15 protein-coding genes are annotated in these 16,799 nt (G+C 47.2%); 11 read left to right on the forward strand and 4 right to left on the reverse strand.

The window, feature by feature from the left end:
• Positions 1–169: 169 nt before the first annotated feature.
• From GPL15_RS21745 to GPL15_RS21775, 7 genes are all read left to right on the forward strand, one after another.
• Positions 170–796 (forward strand): manganese efflux pump, encoded by a 627-nt coding sequence (locus GPL15_RS21745; protein ID WP_215700778.1) that lies wholly within the window; start codon positions 170–172, stop codon positions 794–796.
• A 76-nt stretch (positions 797–872) separates the two neighbouring features.
• Positions 873–1,355, forward strand: coding sequence for a QueT transporter family protein (locus GPL15_RS21750; RefSeq protein ID WP_215700779.1), 483 nt, complete (start codon positions 873–875; stop codon positions 1,353–1,355).
• A 253-nt stretch (positions 1,356–1,608) separates the two neighbouring features.
• On the forward strand, positions 1,609–2,988 hold the full coding sequence (gene murC, locus GPL15_RS21755; protein ID WP_215700780.1) for a UDP-N-acetylmuramate--L-alanine ligase: 1,380 nt from the start codon (positions 1,609–1,611) through the stop codon (positions 2,986–2,988).
• Positions 2,989–3,253: 265 nt separating this feature from the next.
• A complete protein-coding gene (locus tag GPL15_RS21760; protein WP_215700781.1) occupies positions 3,254–4,489 on the forward strand; it encodes a DnaD domain protein in 1,236 nt (411 codons plus the stop codon).
• Positions 4,490–4,499: 10 nt separating this feature from the next.
• Positions 4,500–5,480, forward strand: coding sequence for an ATP-binding protein (locus GPL15_RS21765; RefSeq protein WP_215700782.1), 981 nt, complete (start codon positions 4,500–4,502; stop codon positions 5,478–5,480).
• A gap of 106 nt (positions 5,481–5,586) precedes the next feature.
• Entirely contained in the window at positions 5,587–6,759 is a 1,173-nt protein-coding gene (locus GPL15_RS21770; protein ID WP_215700783.1) for a ribose-phosphate pyrophosphokinase, read from the forward strand.
• A 256-nt stretch (positions 6,760–7,015) separates the two neighbouring features.
• On the forward strand, positions 7,016–8,014 hold the full coding sequence (locus tag GPL15_RS21775; protein ID WP_215700784.1) for a GGDEF domain-containing protein: 999 nt from the start codon (positions 7,016–7,018) through the stop codon (positions 8,012–8,014).
• On the opposite strand, the gene GPL15_RS21780 is transcribed toward GPL15_RS21775, so the two are convergent.
• From GPL15_RS21780 to asnS, 4 genes are read right to left on the reverse strand one after another with little or no spacing between them, the layout of a single operon-like run.
• A complete protein-coding gene (locus GPL15_RS21780; protein ID WP_252198557.1) occupies positions 8,007–8,618 on the reverse strand; it encodes a LysE family transporter in 612 nt (203 codons plus the stop codon). The genes GPL15_RS21775 and GPL15_RS21780 overlap by 8 nt on opposite strands.
• 14 nt (positions 8,619–8,632) lie before the next feature.
• Positions 8,633–10,495 carry an AAA family ATPase gene (locus tag GPL15_RS21785; RefSeq protein WP_215700785.1) on the reverse strand — a complete coding sequence of 621 codons (1,863 nt, stop codon included), beginning with the start codon at positions 10,493–10,495 and terminating at the stop codon, positions 8,633–8,635.
• Positions 10,496–10,499: 4 nt separating this feature from the next.
• Positions 10,500–11,570 (reverse strand): DNA repair exonuclease, encoded by a 1,071-nt coding sequence (locus GPL15_RS21790; RefSeq protein ID WP_215700786.1) that lies wholly within the window; start codon positions 11,568–11,570, stop codon positions 10,500–10,502.
• A gap of 59 nt (positions 11,571–11,629) precedes the next feature.
• Positions 11,630–13,021, reverse strand: a complete 1,392-nt coding sequence (gene asnS, locus GPL15_RS21795) for an asparagine--tRNA ligase (RefSeq protein WP_215700787.1) — start codon at positions 13,019–13,021, stop codon at positions 11,630–11,632.
• Between the two features lie 275 nt (positions 13,022–13,296).
• On the opposite strand from asnS, the gene GPL15_RS21800 reads away from it, so the two are divergent.
• The 4 genes from GPL15_RS21800 to GPL15_RS21815 all read left to right on the forward strand — a co-directional run bounded on the left by GPL15_RS21800 (position 13,297) and on the right by GPL15_RS21815 (position 16,363).
• Positions 13,297–14,571, forward strand: a complete 1,275-nt coding sequence (locus GPL15_RS21800; protein WP_215700788.1) for a glucose-1-phosphate adenylyltransferase — start codon at positions 13,297–13,299, stop codon at positions 14,569–14,571.
• Positions 14,568–15,689: a glucose-1-phosphate adenylyltransferase subunit GlgD gene (gene glgD / locus GPL15_RS21805; RefSeq protein ID WP_215700789.1), complete on the forward strand. Its 1,122-nt coding sequence runs from the start codon at positions 14,568–14,570 to the stop codon at positions 15,687–15,689. The genes GPL15_RS21800 and glgD overlap by 4 nt, the downstream gene beginning before the upstream one ends.
• A gap of 31 nt (positions 15,690–15,720) precedes the next feature.
• On the forward strand, positions 15,721–16,002 hold the full coding sequence (gene spoVG / locus GPL15_RS21810) for a septation regulator SpoVG (protein WP_103229099.1): 282 nt from the start codon (positions 15,721–15,723) through the stop codon (positions 16,000–16,002).
• A gap of 112 nt (positions 16,003–16,114) precedes the next feature.
• Positions 16,115–16,363 carry a hypothetical protein gene (locus GPL15_RS21815; RefSeq protein WP_215700790.1) on the forward strand — a complete coding sequence of 83 codons (249 nt, stop codon included), beginning with the start codon at positions 16,115–16,117 and terminating at the stop codon, positions 16,361–16,363.
• Positions 16,364–16,799 lie beyond the last annotated feature (436 nt).

Genomic DNA, 16,799 nt, shown 5'->3' on the forward strand with positions numbered 1-16,799 from the left:
AGATCCCTGTATCGTTTGTTTCCCCTGCCCCGGTCCCCGGCCTGGTTTCCCGCCATCCGGTCTCCCCGCTTCCTTGCGTAACGTTCACCAATTAAATCCCAATTATCCCTCCCTGTTGCATTTACATATTTCAGGAATATATTAGAATAAAAAGAATAAAGATGAAAATATGTTGCAAATTCTGATTTTGGTTCTGGCCCTGTGTATGGACACCTTTGTGGCCAGCATAGCTTATGGTGCAAATAAAATTAACATAACATGGAAAAAAGTGTTTTTTATGAATGGAATCTGCAGCGGCTGTCTTGGCGCGGCTTTGGCGGTGGGAGGTATAATTGATAATCTGATTCCGGAAACCTTTACAAAAGCGGTCTGCTGCACCAGCCTTTTGCTGCTGGGGCTGGTAAAACTTCTGGATTTTCTTATTAAAAAATTTATTAACACCCATTGTGCACTGCGAAAGGATATCAGTTTTTCCTTTTCCGGCCTGCAAGTGATCATCAGCATTTACGGTGATCCCATGGCGGCGGACTGGGACCGGTCTCAGTCCTTGTCCTGGAAGGAGACTGCTTTTTTGGCGCTGGCCATGTCCCTTGACAGCCTGGTGGCCGGAACTCTGGCGGCATTTATGAGGGTTCCGCTGGGGTTAACAGTTGTGACCGCGTTTGTAATGGGGGTGCTGGTGATGTACGGGGGCATGTATCTGGGGAAGAAACTGGCCGACAGATGCGGCTGGGATCTTTCCTGGATCAGCGGCTGCCTGTTTATTGCCCTCGCCCTGTCAAAGATTTGGTCTTGATCTGGTCAAAGGCTCCGCGATGGGGTATAATCTCACTGAATGCCGTATGAAGCGGCAGAATGTGAGGTTTAAAGAAATGAAAAAGCGGAAAACAGCTTACTTTTTAGTCCAGTCTGCTATGATAGCAGCCATTTATATTGTATTAACTTTAATGTTTATTCCCCTTGGTTTCGGGCCGGTACAGTTTCGGATTTCCGAAGCCCTGTGCATACTTCCCTATTTTACCCCGGCGGCTATTCCGGGGGTATTTATCGGCTGCCTGTTATCCAATGCTCTGGGAGGAGCCGTGTTTCTGGATGTGGTGTTCGGGAGCCTGGCGACGCTGATCGGGGCGGTAGGTTCCTGGCTTTTGAGAAGGGTCCGGTGGGCGGTGTGTATACCGCCCATTCTGTCCAATGTTCTGATCATCCCCTGGGTTCTCCGTTTTGCATATGGAAATGGACAGATTATCCCTTATTTGATGGTTACCGTGGGAATGGGGGAAGTTCTGGCAGTGGGCGTTTTGGGCAATTTACTGATGCTGTCATTGGAAAGGTATAAGAAAATATTATTTAAATAGAAGCGCCGGATAGTTATCCCATGTGAAATAAGATAAAAAGCTTTCGTTCGGTCTGTGCGGTAAATGTGCAGACCTATCTGAACCATTACGAGCTGCTGCTGTAATATAGCAGGCCAATCAGCTTTAGGTGGATTTTCTCACTGATTTTTACTATAATATAAGAAGGTATATTGACTTTGCCTGGAAAAAGAAGTAAAAGTAAATGAATAATAAAAGTGAATGCCTGATTCACGGAAAAGGGATGGAATAGATTATGTATGAGATAGATTTTAATAAACCGGAAACGATTCATTTTATCGGAATTGGAGGCATCAGCATGAGCGGGCTGGCGGAAATCCTGCTGGATGAGGGATTTACCGTATCCGGTTCCGACGCCCGCAGATCAGACCTGACCGATCACCTGGAGGCCAAGGGCGCAAAGGTATTTTATGGCCAGAAAGCGGAAAATATCTATGATGGCATCGATGTTGTAGTGTATACGGCTGCGATCCATAAAGACAATCCGGAGTTTATGGAAGTGGCAGCCCGGGGGATTCCTATGCTCAGCCGCGCAGAGCTTTTGGGTGAGATGATGAGGAATTATAAGCAGGCTGTAGCCGTGGCCGGAACCCATGGAAAAACCACAACCACCTCCATGATCACAGAGATCCTGCTGGCTGCGGACGCAGATCCGACCATATCCGTCGGCGGTATTTTAAACTCCATCGGAGGAAATATCCGGGTGGGCGGACCGGAACTGTTTGTTACGGAGGCCTGCGAATACACCAATAGTTTCCTGTCATTTTTTCCGACGATTGAAGTAATATTAAATATAGAAGAAGACCACCTGGACTTCTTTAAGGATATACACCATATCCGCAGTTCTTTCCGGGAGTTCGCGGGAAAACTTCCGGCTTCCGGCCTGATGGTTATCAGCAGTGATATTGATAATTACAGGGAAATTGTGGATGGCCTGCCCTGCCGTGTGGTGACGTGTGGAAAAAGCGCGGACAGTACTTACAGTGCGGCTGATATTCAATATGATGAATTGGCCTGCCCCTCCTTTGACCTCCTCATAGAAGGCCGGAAGGCGGAACGGATCCGGCTGGGCGTGCCGGGTGAACATAATGTGTATAATGCGCTGGCGGCCGTGGCTGCAGCCCTGGAACTTGACCTGCCCATGGATGCGGTGGTCAGGGGGCTTGGCAGATTTACAGGCACAAACCGCAGATTTGAAAAGAAGGGTGAGATCGGCGGCGTGGTTATCATCGATGACTATGCGCATCATCCCAGGGAGATTGCGGCAACCCTGTCCGCAGCGAAGAATTATCCACATAAGAAGCTGTGGTGTGTGTTCCAGCCCCATACTTATACACGGACAAAGGCGTTTTTGGATGAATTCGCGCAGGCCCTGTCTGCGGCGGATGAAGTGATTCTGGCCGATATTTACGCGGCCAGGGAAACCGATAATCTGGGAGTGAGTTCCGGTGATATTGCAGAAAAAATACGGAAATTAGGCACAAATGCCCACTATATCCCATCCTTCGACGAAATCGAAACATTTATTTTAAAAAATTGTGTTAACGGTGATTTGTTGATAACTATGGGGGCCGGAGACATAGTAAAAGTGGGAGAAAAGCTGTTAGGAGCATAGTTATCCACATTATCCACATAGTTTTCAACATTTTATGTTAAGAAGCTATGTGGATTTCTTGATTAACATAATATAATGTCTAACAATTCCTGAAACCCTTGTTTTTATGAGATGTTCGACAAAAAACGCCATTATTTTCGCCGTTATGTAACCTTGGTATCCACATTATCCACATTATCCACAATCAAATTGTGGGCAACTCGGGGCTATTTTCTTTTGTCGGGGGATGTGATATGATGTTGAAAGAGATTGAGAGGGTGATGTTATGTCAGTAGGATTTATGGATAATTTACGGATAAAGGCTACGTTGGTGGCCAATGAGTTTATTGACCAGTATATGATATCGGCGAATGGAGAGTACGTTAAAGTATACCTGTATTTGCTGCGGCATCAGGATGAGAATGTGGATATCTCGGATATAGCGGATCATCTTAACCATACGGAGGCGGATGTGAAACGTGCGCTCACATACTGGACGAAGGCCGGCGTGCTGAAGCCGGAAGTATTACAGCCGGATACACTACAGCCGGATGTATTACCGGCGGATGCATTACAGGCGGATGCATCACGGGCTGATGTACTGAATGCATCACGGGCTGACGTCCTGAATGCGGACACGGGCAGGGCTGGAAGAATGACGGAACAGCCATCGGTAAAGCCTTTGGTAAAAACGCAGGCGAAGACGCCGGTGAAACTTCCGGCAAAAGAACATGCAGCCACAGTGGAACCGGAGCAGTTCGCCGTACTGGAGTGTGAAAAGGAACCGGAACAACAGCCGGTTTTGGAGAAGCCGTCCTATTCCCCATACCAACTGTCAAAACTAACGGATAATGAAGAATTTGCCCAGCTCCTTTACGTGGCGCAGAAATACACGGGAACCATATTCAGCCACAAGGACTGTGAAGTATTTGCCTATCTCTATGAGGCGCTGGGGATGTCGTTCGACCTGCTGGTACACCTGGTGGCTTCCTGCGTACAGGCGGAGCACAGAGAGGTCCGCTACATGGAGGCAGTGGCCCTTAACTGGCATAAGAACGGGGTGAAAACTGTGGATCAGGCCAAACAGGGGACTGAGCTCTATGTTAAAGGCTACGCGGGCGTGATGAAGGCCTTCGGCCTCAGCGGAAGAAAGCCCGGCGCGTCGGAACACGATCTGATCCGTAAATGGTTTTATACATACATGTTTTCCCCAACGTTGGTAACAGAGGCCTGCAACCGCACCATGAGGGCCCTTCACCAGCCCAGCTTTGAATACGCTGATAAGATTCTGGCATCCTGGAAGGAAGCCGGGGTCAGAAACCTGGATGATGTGAAAAAACTGGATCAGGCCCGGGAAGGGGAACGGCAGCAGAAGAATGAAGAGGGCAGGAGATGGCAGACGTCGTCCAGGACCGATAAAAACCAGTTTCATAACTTCAAACAGAGGGATACGGACTACAACGCCCTGGTGATGGAACGATTGAAGGAACGCCTGAATGAGCAGGCGAACCAGCAGCAGTGAGGAGAGAGCTATGGGACTAAGCAATTCTCAGTATAATGCGGTCATGCGCATTTACAACCAGAAACAGTTTCAGAATAAACATGAACAGGACAAGCGGATTAACGAGGTTCACACCAAACATCCGGTGATCCGTGAATTGGAATCCTTGATCACAAGCAAGGCTGTAGAACGGGCGAAATGCCTGCTGGACGGAGACAGCGAGGCGGGCAGGCGGCTGAAAGCGGAGTTAGAAGACCTGCGGGAACAGAAACGCGTGCTTTTAAAGTCCTTTGGATACCCGGAAGATTATATGGAGATGCAGTATGACTGCAAAGACTGTGAGGACACCGGATACCACGAAGGGAAGAAATGCCACTGTTTCCGCAAGGAAGAAATCAAGCTTCTCTATGCCCAGTCGAATCTGGAACAGCTGATGAAAAAGGAAAACTTCCAAACCTTTTCCGACCGCTTTTTTGACCGGAACCAGATGGTGCCCGGGCTTGGAATATCGGTTTATGATTACATGATGCAGGTAAAACAAATCTGCCATAAGTATGTGGAACAGTTTGGCGTCAAAAAGGGAAACATTCTGTTCCAGGGAGATACCGGGGTTGGAAAGACATTTCTCACCAACTGCATTGCAAAAGACCTGATCGACCGGTATTTTTCCGTGATCTATTTATCCTCGACCGACCTGTTCCATATATTCGCCCAGAACACATTTGAGCGGACCACAGAGGAAGAGATGAAGGATATGTATCAGCACATTCTGGACTGCGACCTTTTAATCATTGACGATCTGGGTACGGAGCTGAACAACAGCTTTGTGTCTTCCCAGTTCTTCTACTGCATTAACGAGCGGCTGATGCGCAAGAACGGGACAATCATTTCCACCAACCTGGACATGGAGGGGATCAGGGACCGCTATACGGAGCGGGTTTCCTCCAGAATTATCAGTGAATACATGATAACACCGCTTTACGGCGGCGATATCAGAACAAAAAAATATTGATATCTTGACTATTTCAGCGCATAATGATATAAAAGATACGTTGCTTTAGTACGTGTAACAAAAACGAATGGAGATGTGCATAGATGCACGCAGATAGGAGCCAAAGATGATTTACGAAGAGAAAACCATTGAGACGATTCCGGTAGGACCTCTGGGACTTATTCCATTGAAGAGCTGTTCGCAATTAGGGGAAAAAGTAAATAACTACCTGGTGGAATGGAGACATGAACGTGAAAGTGAGCACAAATCAACGATAGCATTTTCCGGCTATCAGAGAGATTCTTATATTATCGATGCTAAGACACCCAGATTCGGTTCAGGTGAAGCGAAAGGTTCCATTGAACAGTCTATCCGCGGTGACGACCTGTATTTTATGGTGGATGTATGTAATTACAGCCTGACCTATTCCCTCTGCGGAATGACCAACCATATGTCTCCGGACGACCATTTTCAGGATTTAAAACGTCTGATCGCGGCTGCGGCAGGCAAAGCCAGAAGAATTAACGTTATTATGCCATTTTTGTATGAAAGCAGACAGCATAAGCGTTCAGGAAGGGAATCCTTAGACTGCGCGCTGGGGCTTCAGGAACTGACCAATATGGGAGTTGAGAACATCATCACATTTGACGCCCATGACCCCCGTGTCCAGAATGCGATTCCGTTAAAGGGATTTGAGACGGTACAGCCGATTTACCAGTTCATCAAGCATCTGTTAAAGCATGAAACCGACCTGCAGATCGACAGCGACCACATGATGGTAATCAGCCCGGATGAAGGCGGCATGTCACGCGCCGTATACTTTGCAAACGTTTTAGGGCTGGATATGGGCATGTTCTACAAACGCCGTGATTACACACAGATCATCAACGGACGCAATCCGATCGTAGCCCATGAATTCCTGGGTTCAAGCGTGGAAGGCAAGGACGTGCTCATCATCGATGATATGATTTCTTCCGGTGAAAGCATGCAGGATGTTGCAAAAGAGCTGAAGAGAAGAAAGGCCAGAAAAGTCTTTATCTGCTCCACCTTCGGCCTGTTTACCAACGGGCTTACCAAGTTCGACGAATATTATGAGAACGGCGTCATCGACCGCATACTCACCACAAACCTGGTATACCAGACGCCGGAGCTTTTATCCAGACCATATTATATCGATGTGGATATGAGCAAATATATCGCATTGATTATCGATAACCTGAACCATGACGCATCTCTGAGCGAACTGCTGAATCCTACCAACCGCATTAACAAGCTGTTGGCCGCTTACAGAAGTAAATAAAATAACAGGAAACATACAGTGTGCCGCTGTACGCCCGGCAGAAGATGGAGGCCCCGTCTTATTGCCGGCAGTACAGCGGCATATTTTTATGGAAATATTAAAAAATTTGATGCAAAATTACGAAAATGTCAAAATAATAGTTTTACTCAACCTTGTTGATTTTATTTTGCCTTATATGATATCATAAAAATAGGAGAAATATTCACAACTGGAAAATGGTTTTTACGATAGATACATTTTACGGAGGGCGTTAAGTATGGGATATAAGGGGCTTCGCATAGAGGATGACATGGAAGAACTTCAAAAGGAAAACCGGCGCTTGAATAAACTGGCGGAGACTGACTGGCTGACCGGTGTATATAACAGGGGAGCGGTGGAAAATAAGGTTAATGAACTGATTGATAAGGAGAAAAACGGCGTTATGCTGGTTCTGGATGTGGACCGTTTCAAGGAAATCAACGACATGTTCGGCCATATTGTAGGCGACCAGTTCTTAAAAGACCTGGCCCGGCTTTTGAAGATGATGTTTTTTAAAAATGACATCATCGGCCGGGTGGGCGGCGATGAATTCGTTGTCTTTATTCCGGTAAAACAGGATATGGACTTTGCGGAGGAGCGGTGCGCCCAGATCAAAAAACGTTTCAGCAGCAGTTCTTCTTATAAGAATGTTTCCTTAACCATGGGCGGAACCGTTTATCAGGAAGGGGACGATTACCTTTCCATGTTTGACAGGGCGGATCAGATCATGATTGGGGAAAAGAAAAGGAAAAAACTGATGGATGTGGCCGGCAGCGGATCGGTGAAGGCACAGATTCCGGGAATGGATATTGATATGAGGCTCATCTCGGCCGAACTGCGGAAAAATAACCAGACACAAGGGGCGTTCTGCCAGGATTATGAAGTGTTTAAGAGCATTTACTGCTTTACGGAGCGCAGGCTGAGAAGGACCAAAGGGAATGCCTGTATCATACTGTTTACCATCACCGACGGGGAGAACCATTTCCCCAGATTTGCAGTCCGTGAGGCCCAGATGGAAATCTTGTCTGAGATAATTCAGAACTGCCTGCGGGCAGGGGATGTATACACCCAGTACAGCAGCTGCCAGTTTCTGACCATGGTATCGGATGCGTCCATGGAAAACATTGACTGCATTGCGGAGCGCATCTGCAGTTGTTTTTATAAACGGGTCCCTGGCGGGCAGAATAACTGCCTGCTCCATCATGGTTACCCCATGGGGGCGGAAGAGGCTAACTGAGGGCCTGTAGAAATGTGAGAAGCAGCTTTAAGCCGTAAAAGATGATAACACATCCGCAGATCACATTGATGGCCCGCAGAATGCGGTCGTTCAGCTTATGGCTGAACAGGGTGACAAACAGGGTTAAGCCTGAGAACCAGAGACAGGAGGCCGAGGCCACGCCCAGAATGAAGGACAGTCCTCCTCCGGCGGCTGTCTGGCTCACCCGGAAGGCGCCCAGCATCATGGTTCCGTCGATGATCGCCTGAGGATTAAACCAGGTGACAACACAAGCCGAAACGATAATTTTTCTCACGGTCATTTCCCTTCCGGCAGAGGTTTCCAGCGAAGATTTTGCTTTTAACAGGCCGATTCCGATCCAGGTGACGATCAGGCTGCCGGCCAGCAGAATGACCATTTCCAGCCATTTCACATGCTCAATCACAGCGCCGATTCCAAAATAACAGGCAAATGCCAGCGTAATATCAAAAAAGATGACTATAAATGCAGTCAGCGCGGAACGCTTATGATCGCGTTCCAGCGCTGTATTAATGATGAATAAATTCTGCATGCCGATGGGAGCCACATAAGCCAGCCCCATGGTCAGACCTTGTATATATTCCATGATAAGCTTTAACCTCAAAGTTTAATTAAATGATATGGGATTTGGTTTGCCGTCATCATCTGGGCCTCCCGCTGATGGCAGGTGAACATGATGATCTGTCCCTGATATGCGCTCACAAGCCATTTTAAGGCTGTTCTGAGGCGTTCGTCGTCGTATAGGACAAAACTATCGTCGAAGATCAAAGGCATCTCTATCCGGCCGTTTTGAATCAATTTGGCGGCAGCCAGGCGCAGGGCCAGATAGATCTGGTCCATGGTTCCGCTGCTGACCTGTTCGATGGGAACCAGCCGTGTTTTGGTGTTCATAAACACGTTCAGGTTTTCGTCAATGCTCATGCTGTTATAGATGCCGCCCGTGATGCCGTCAATCAGTTCCGAAGCTGTTTTGTTCAGATACAGGCCGAAGGAATCCCGGATGCTGGTGGAAAGTTCCGTCATGGTTTCCTGGGCCAGGTCGATGGCGGAAAGCTCCTGCTGGAGCCGTTCATTTTCCTCTAATACATGCTTTAAAGTAGCCGCCTGGTTTTTGCAGCTTGTTAAATGTTCCAGCTTTTTCTCAAGTTCCCATTGGCATCTCTGCTGCTGTTCGATAAACTGGCTGCAGGAAGTCTGTTTCTGCTGAAGTTCCGAGATGTCATTGGTGAGTTTGGCCACTGCTTCTTCCGATTTCAGAACCGCTTCATAAAGCCGCTTAAACTCCGCCATCCGCTCCTTAAACACGTTCATGGCTTCCTCTGTGATGGAAGAATCCCCTAAATGCCGGGAATAGATTTCCTGAAGCAGGGTGGAGTACAGCGTCAGATCCTTTTGGTAATGCTTGTCCCGCATGAACAATATGGCCCGGCAGATAAACAATACGGCCGCCGCCATCAGGCTGGCCGCGCTGACCGGCGCATATGGTATGCCAAATGATGACGTGAGGAAGTTGGCATTTCCTGTGGCAAACAGATATCCGCCCAGAGCGAGGAAGAGGATGCCCAGCAGTACGGCGGCCCCATTGATCACTTTTCTGGATTTGCTGCCGGTCTTTTTTTCGGCCTCCAGATAATTCCGGTAGATGTTTTCCGTGTTGGCCCCATAAGCGTCAATGGATTCGCAGTCCGTAAACTGGTGGGTGGCAAGAACCTGTTTCCCCCTGGCGATTTTCTGGAGGAGCTCTTCCTTTTCGCCCTGCTTGCTGGCAATCAGTTCCTGGACTTCATTTTTCATCTTTTGAAAGGCCGGAAGCTGGTTCTCATATTCCGGCGCTGAGATTTCTTTTTCAATATTCCGGATTTCCCCAAGGACCGACGCGTAGGAACGGGCGGCTTCGGGAACCATCTGGGAAGCCAGGGACTTTCTCTGATCCTTTAAGAATGCGCTGGCTTTTGTGATGTTTAACGCCATATTTCCGGAAGTGTTTAAGTTTGCAATATAATTCTTTAATTCAGAGACCATCCCGCCGTCGGTGGCGCTTTTTAACTGGCCGATGCTGATGGTGTTGTTGTAGGCTGTTTCGCTGAGGCCGTTTAACAGCTCGTCCATCAGCGCCTTTGTGGGCTCCACTTCTTTTCCCAGGGTTTCATTGACAATGGTTAAGTCTTTGTTGTTCTTCTGAAAGCTCCGTTCAATTCTGTATACGGTCCCCTCATGTTCCAGCCTTAGGTGGCCTTCGTAAGTCCCGCTGTTTTCCCAGGGCTCAAATTTGGTGTAGGTGTCATTTTTGGAGGCCCGCCCTCTGGCCCGCTCAATGCCAAAAAGCATACCGCGGATAAAGGTATGCAATGTGGATTTTCCGGCCTCATTTTTACCATAGACCACATTCAGGCCGTCTTTAAATGAGATGGAGAGATTATGAAATTTGCCAAAGCCGTCAATATGTAAATCCAATAATTTCATCGTGTCAGCTCCTCTCGTCCGTGGTGTGCAGCAGGGCATTGATACCATAATACAAGGCCTTTTTCTCAACCGGGCTCATATTCTGCTTTTGAAGGGCCTGGATATAAAACCCGATCATATCGCTGGAGTGTTCTGCAAATAAAGCGCTGAAATCATACTGAGGTTCGGATTCATCAATAATTTCGGCAATCCGGAACCGGGAGGAAAGAAAGTCCAGATCAAATTCCGCGTCGGGGTCCCTCATTCCCCGGATGCGGAAACGGTAAATGTGTTCCAGCCCCCGTTTCTGCACTTCCTGGGTGATGCGTGAGGAAAGCTCCGCGTTGGTGGTATTCGGTGTGATATTGACCACCAGAGGGATGTACTGAAGCCTGGCCATGGGCACGAAGGTGAGGGATGTAACCTTGCGCGTCATGAAATTGATATCGCCCACGATCATGCCGTGGCGGCCAGTTTCCGTTTTGTCCAAAGGTTCCAGGGAACCGGAATAGGCCATCTTGTTTTCCAGGATGATTTCCGGTTTGTGGATATGGCCCAGGGCGATATAGGAGAAGTTGGAAAATGCCATGGCCTGCCGGTCAAAAGGCAGGTGGGCGGCGTCCCCTCCGTGGGCCAAAAGGATCTTAATGCGGCTGTTCTCCCCCACTTCCAGGGAGCTGAGACGGTTTTCACGGATCTCAGCCGAATGGTAGCTGAATCCGTAAACTTCCGTATTAATATCTTCAAAATATACGCTGGTAAATTCCTCGTCCATTAAAAATGTGACATTGGAACTCCAGGTAAAGCTGTAGAGAGCAGAACTCCTGCGTATGCGGTCGTGGTTACCGGCAATGATAACCACGCGCACGCTTGGTATGGTTGAAAAAAGATAATTGAGTTCTTTTAAATCACGTGCCAACGGCTGGCGGTGAAATAAATCGCCGGCGATAAACAGGCAGTCAACGTCCAGTTCTTTTGTCTTTTGTATGACGTTTGAAAATGTATCCTTAATGGCCTGAGCCCGTTCTTTGCACCAGGGCTTGTCACTGTCAGGCGTCATGCCCCAATGGACATCAGCGATGTGGATAAACTTCATATAGTACCTCCTGTGTGGCACAAATTACCATGAAAGTCAAAAACAATTTTATGGTAAACTTAAAGCTCACAATTGTTTACTGTTCTTGGGAATGGGATGACATCGCGGATGTTGGACATACCGGTCAGGTACATCACGCAGCGTTCAAATCCCAGCCCGAATCCGGAATGGCGTGCGGAACCGTATTTGCGCAGATCCAGGTAGAAATCATAATCCTCTTTGGCCAGTCCCAGTTCCTCCATACGGCTGACCAGAAGTTCATAGTTGTCTTCCCTCTGGCTGCCTCCGATGATCTCGCCGATACCGGGAACCAGGCAGTCCATAGCGGCCACGGTTTTGCCGTCCGGGTTCATCTTCATATAGAAGGCTTTGATTTCCTTTGGATAGTCGGTTACAAATACCGGTTTTTTGAAAATTTCTTCTGTCAGGAAACGCTCGTGCTCCGTCTGGAGATCGCAGCCCCAGAATACTTTGTAATCAAAATTATCGTTATTCTTCATCAGGATATCAACGGCTTCGGTGTAGGTAACATGTCCGAATTCGGAATTAGCCACGCTGTTTAAACGGTCCAGCAGGCCCTTGTCCACAAAGCTGTTGAAGAATGCCATCTCCTCCGGCGCGTGTTCCAAAACATAGCGGATTACATATTTTAACATGCTTTCAGCCAGTTCCATGTTGTCCTGAAGGTCGGCAAATGCCATCTCAGGCTCGATCATCCAGAACTCGGCCGCATGTCTGGTGGTGTTTGAATTTTCCGCGCGGAAGGTGGGTCCGAAGGTATAGATGTTGCGGAACGCCATAGCGTAAGTTTCGCCGTTTAACTGGCCGCTCACGGTCAGGCTGGTGTGTTTGTTGAAGAAATCCTGGGAGTAGTCCACAGACCCGTCTTCGCATCTGGGCACATCGTTTAAATCCAGGGTTGTAACCTGGAACATCTCACCGGCGCCTTCGCAGTCACTGCCTGTAATGAGGGGCGTGTGCACATAAACGAAATCCCGCTCCTGGAAGAACTGGTGAATTGCGTATGCAATTAAGGAACGGACGCGGAATACGGCCTGGAACGTGTTTGTTCTGGGGCGGAGATGGGAAATGGTTCTCAGATATTCAAAACTGTGGCGCTTTTTCTGAAGAGGATAATCAGAAGCGGAGGCGCCTTCCACTGCGATCTCAACAGCCTGGATTTCAAACGGCTGCTTTGCCTGAGGGGTAGCGACTAAGGTTCCCTTTACAATGATGGCGGCTCCTACATTTAATTTGGATATTTCGTCGAAATTTGACATGGTATCATGGTAAACGACCTGAAGTGTTTCAAAATAGGAGCCGTCGCTTACAACGATAAATCCAAATGCCTTGGAATCGCGGATGCTCCTTACCCAGCCGCCGATGGAAACCTCTTTATTGAGGTAGGAATCGCGGTCCTTATATATTTCTCTAACAGTAATCAGTTTCATAACAGCTTCTCCTTCTATTTACAATTTAAAAATGCATACTTATAGCTAAGTATACTTTATTTTTCTTAGCGATTCAAGGCCTTATCTGCGATTTAAAAGGAAGAATGAAGTGAAAGTACCATATATAGACAAAAAAATACAAAATAACACAAAATGAACAAAAGTGTCGGAAAATGTACCAAAAAGATGAAAAATAACTAAAAAATTTGTTCACTATTTCTAAAATTTGTGTTATAATGCAAGTACTATAAAATACAACAGCAAGAGGTGATAACGTGATTAAAAAAGAAATGATTGCCATGCTATTGGCGGGAGGTCAGGGAAGCCGCCTGGGAGTTTTGACGCAGAAAGTCGCAAAACCGGCAGTTTCCTTTGGAGGAAAATACAGAATCATCGATTTTCCATTGAGCAACTGTATCAACTCAGGAGTGGATACAGTTGGAGTATTAACACAATATCAGCCATTACGTTTAAACACCCATATCGGGATAGGCATTCCGTGGGATCTGGATCGTAATGTGGGAGGAGTTACCGTGCTGCCTCCGTATGAAAGGAGTAAAGGCAGCGACTGGTACACCGGAACAGCGAATGCGATCTATCAGAACCTTGAATATATGGAAACATACAACCCGGATTATGTTTTGATTTTGTCCGGTGATCACATATATAAGATGGATTATGAAGTTATGCTTGAATATCACAAAGCTAACAACGCTGATATCACCATTGCTGCGATGCCTGTTCCGATTGAAGAAGCGAGCCGTTTCGGTATTGTAATCACCGATGATAATAACCGCATAACGGAATTTGAAGAAAAACCTGCAAATCCCAGAAGTAACCTGGCTTCTATGGGTATTTACATATTCAGCTGGCCGGTGCTGAGAGACGCGCTGATCCAGATGTCGGAAGAACCCGGCTGTGACTTCGGAAAACATATTATTCCTCACTGCCATGGGGCAGGACAGAGAATATTCGCTTATGAGTACAACGGATACTGGAAAGATGTCGGCACGCTCGGCTCTTACTGGGAAGCGAACATGGAGTTAATAGATATTATTCCGGAATTTAACCTTTATGAGGAATACTGGAAAATCTATACCAAGAGTGATATTATCCCACCGCAGTACGTTTCAGCCGATGCGAAGCTGGAGAGAAGCATTATCGGCGAAGGCACCGAGATTTACGGAACCGTTAAGAACTCCGTAATCGGCGCAGGTGTCACCATTGGAAAGGGCGCGGTAGTGACGGATTCCATCATCATGCGCGGAAGCGTGATCGGAGACGGCGCAGTTGTGGAGAAATCCATCGTTGCGGAGGATGTTACGATCGGGGCGGGAGCCCAGCTTGGCGTAGGCGAGTATGCGCCGAGCAAATATGATCCGAAGGTATACCAGTTCGATCTGGTGACAGTCGGTGAGCATACCGTAATTCCGGAGAATGTTAAAATAGGTAAGAATACCGCCATATCCGGTGTTACGTCCGCAGAGGATTATCCGGACGGATTACTTGCGAGTGGAGACTACATAGTAAAGGCAGGTGGCTTACGATGAGAGCAATCGGTATTGTTTTAGCAGGCGGCAACAGCAAACGGATGAGGGAATTATCCAACAAGCGGGCAATATCCGCTATGCCTATCGCAGGCAGCTACCGCAGCATAGATTTTGCGCTGAGCAATATGACCAATTCCCATATTCAGAATGTGGCTGTATTCACTCAGTATAATTCAAGATCTTTAAACCTCCATTTGAGTTCTTCAAAATGGTGGGATTTCGGCAGAAAGCAGGGCGGTTTATTCGTATTCACCCCTACGATTACGGCAGAGAGCAGCGATTGGTACCGCGGAACCGCAGATGCCCTTTATCAAAACCTGAATTTCTTAAAAAGCAGCCATGAGCCATATGTGGTGATTGCAGCAGGAGACGGAATCTATAAACTGGATTACGGCAAAGTCCTGGAATATCATATTGAGAAGAAAGCTGATATTACAGTTGTATGCAAGACCATGCCTCAGGATGAAGACGTTACCCGCTTCGGCGTAGTGAAGGTCAATGATGACGGAAGGATCACAGAATTTGAAGAGAAGCCCATGGTGGCAACTTCCAATACGATTTCCTGTGGTATTTACGTAATCAGAAGGCGCCAGCTGATCGAACTGATCGAGCGCTGCGCTGCGGAAGACAGATATGACTTTGTTAAGGATATTCTGGTACGCTATAAGAATTTAAAGAGAATTTATGCATACAAGATGGACGGCTATTGGAGCAATATCGCTTCCGTAGACTCTTATTACAAAACCAATATGGACTTTTTGAAACCGGAAGTCAGAGACTATTTCTTCAAACAGTATCCTGAGATCTATTCTAAGATCGACGATCTTCCGCCGGCAAAATACAACCCCGGTGCGAACGTTAAGAACAGCTTGATTTCCAGCGGCAGTATTGTCAACGGTGTGGTGGAGAATTCCATTCTCTTTAAGAAGGCATATGTGGGCAATAACTGTGTGATCAAGAATTCGATTATATTAAATGATGTTTATATTGGGGATAATACGGTGATCGAAAACTGTATTGTGGAGAGCCGGGATACCATTCGCGCCAATACAACACATATTGGTACACCAGATGATATTAAGATCGTTTTGGAGAAGAACGAGAGATATACATTATAAGCAAAAGCGAAGAGACGGAAGGGGTTTTGACATGCAAATTACAGATGTTAGAGTAAGACGTATTGAAAAAGAAGGAAAGATGAAGGCAATCGTTTCCATCACTTTGGATAATGAATTTGTTATTCATGATATCAAAGTGATCGAAGGAGAGAAGGGTTTGTTTATCGCAATGCCCAGCCGTAAGGCAGCTGATGGGGAGTACAGGGACATTGCACATCCGATCAATTCCAGTACGAGAGACATGATTCAGGGCGTAATCCTGGCAAAGTATGAGACAACCTTTGTGGAGGATGCGGCTGAAGAATCTGTATAGGTGCAGCATAATTAATATAATAAGCGTCCCGGAGCCATAGCGATATGGAGCCGGGGCGCTTTTTTAGCGGGAGTGGGGAATCTTTATTTAGTTGATTGGTGAAAGTAACGCCGTGAATCCTGGGAATGGGGACGGACGGGGGCGGAGGCCGCTTGGATGGCTGGCACCGGGCGGAGCGGTATCCGTTGGCGATGAAAACCGGCTTCCAACCGTAAGTGAAACTAAGGCTCCAGGGACGGAAAAAGACGGTGCGATGCCCATTCACGGTAAACTCTTTATGGGACTTTACCGTTCAGTGGGCATCTCAGAAACTGATTTGGTTTTCAGTTTCTGCCCGTCTTTTTCCATCCCTGGAGCCTAAGTTTCACTAACGGTTTCTCCGCCCCCGTCCGTCCCCATTCCCAGGATTCACGGCTGTGTACTGGCCTGATAAGGGATAAATGAAGATTTGGAGAAGGGACGTAGAAGAAGAAAAGAAGCGTTTGATTGAGACGATGTTTGGTATTTTGTGCAGATTATGGTATAGATATTTTATGTAACTGACGTGGGGATTAACAGTAAAGCGTCAAGGCATTTTTGAAAATGCCTTCAGGGTTGATGTTAAATGGTGTGGGGATTTATATTAAAGGGTGAAGCCATTTTCGAAAAAGCCTTGAGGGTTGATGTTAAATTGTTTTTAATTACTTTAGCCAGGGAACACCAGCAGGAAAGCGGGAGGAGGGGACGGACTGGATGTTTGGATGCGGGCGGGCCCAGGGGAATCCTTCGGGGATGAAAGCCATCTGGAAACCGTTAGT

It is taken from the genome of Clostridium sp. MCC353 (genome assembly GCF_018785315.1).
Lineage (GTDB): Bacteria > Bacillota > Clostridia > Lachnospirales > Lachnospiraceae > CHH4-2.

Coding starts and splice junctions, on each gene's coding strand:
- GPL15_RS21765 (WP_215700782.1), top strand. CDS start 4,500: ATGGGACTAAGCAATTCTCAGTATAATGCGGTCATGCGCATTTACAAC.
- asnS (WP_215700787.1), bottom strand. CDS start 13,021: ATGAAACTGATTACTGTTAGAGAAATATATAAGGACCGCGATTCCTAC.
- GPL15_RS21760 (WP_215700781.1), top strand. CDS start 3,254: ATGTCAGTAGGATTTATGGATAATTTACGGATAAAGGCTACGTTGGTG.
- GPL15_RS21775 (WP_215700784.1), top strand. CDS start 7,016: ATGGGATATAAGGGGCTTCGCATAGAGGATGACATGGAAGAACTTCAA.
- glgD (WP_215700789.1), top strand. CDS start 14,568: ATGAGAGCAATCGGTATTGTTTTAGCAGGCGGCAACAGCAAACGGATG.
- GPL15_RS21770 (WP_215700783.1), top strand. CDS start 5,587: ATGATTTACGAAGAGAAAACCATTGAGACGATTCCGGTAGGACCTCTG.
- GPL15_RS21780 (WP_252198557.1), bottom strand. CDS start 8,618: ATGGAATATATACAAGGTCTGACCATGGGGCTGGCTTATGTGGCTCCC.
- spoVG (WP_103229099.1), top strand. CDS start 15,721: ATGCAAATTACAGATGTTAGAGTAAGACGTATTGAAAAAGAAGGAAAG.
- GPL15_RS21750 (WP_215700779.1), top strand. CDS start 873: ATGAAAAAGCGGAAAACAGCTTACTTTTTAGTCCAGTCTGCTATGATA.
- GPL15_RS21785 (WP_215700785.1), bottom strand. CDS start 10,495: ATGAAATTATTGGATTTACATATTGACGGCTTTGGCAAATTTCATAAT.
- murC (WP_215700780.1), top strand. CDS start 1,609: ATGTATGAGATAGATTTTAATAAACCGGAAACGATTCATTTTATCGGA.
- GPL15_RS21745 (WP_215700778.1), top strand. CDS start 170: ATGTTGCAAATTCTGATTTTGGTTCTGGCCCTGTGTATGGACACCTTT.
- GPL15_RS21790 (WP_215700786.1), bottom strand. CDS start 11,570: ATGAAGTTTATCCACATCGCTGATGTCCATTGGGGCATGACGCCTGAC.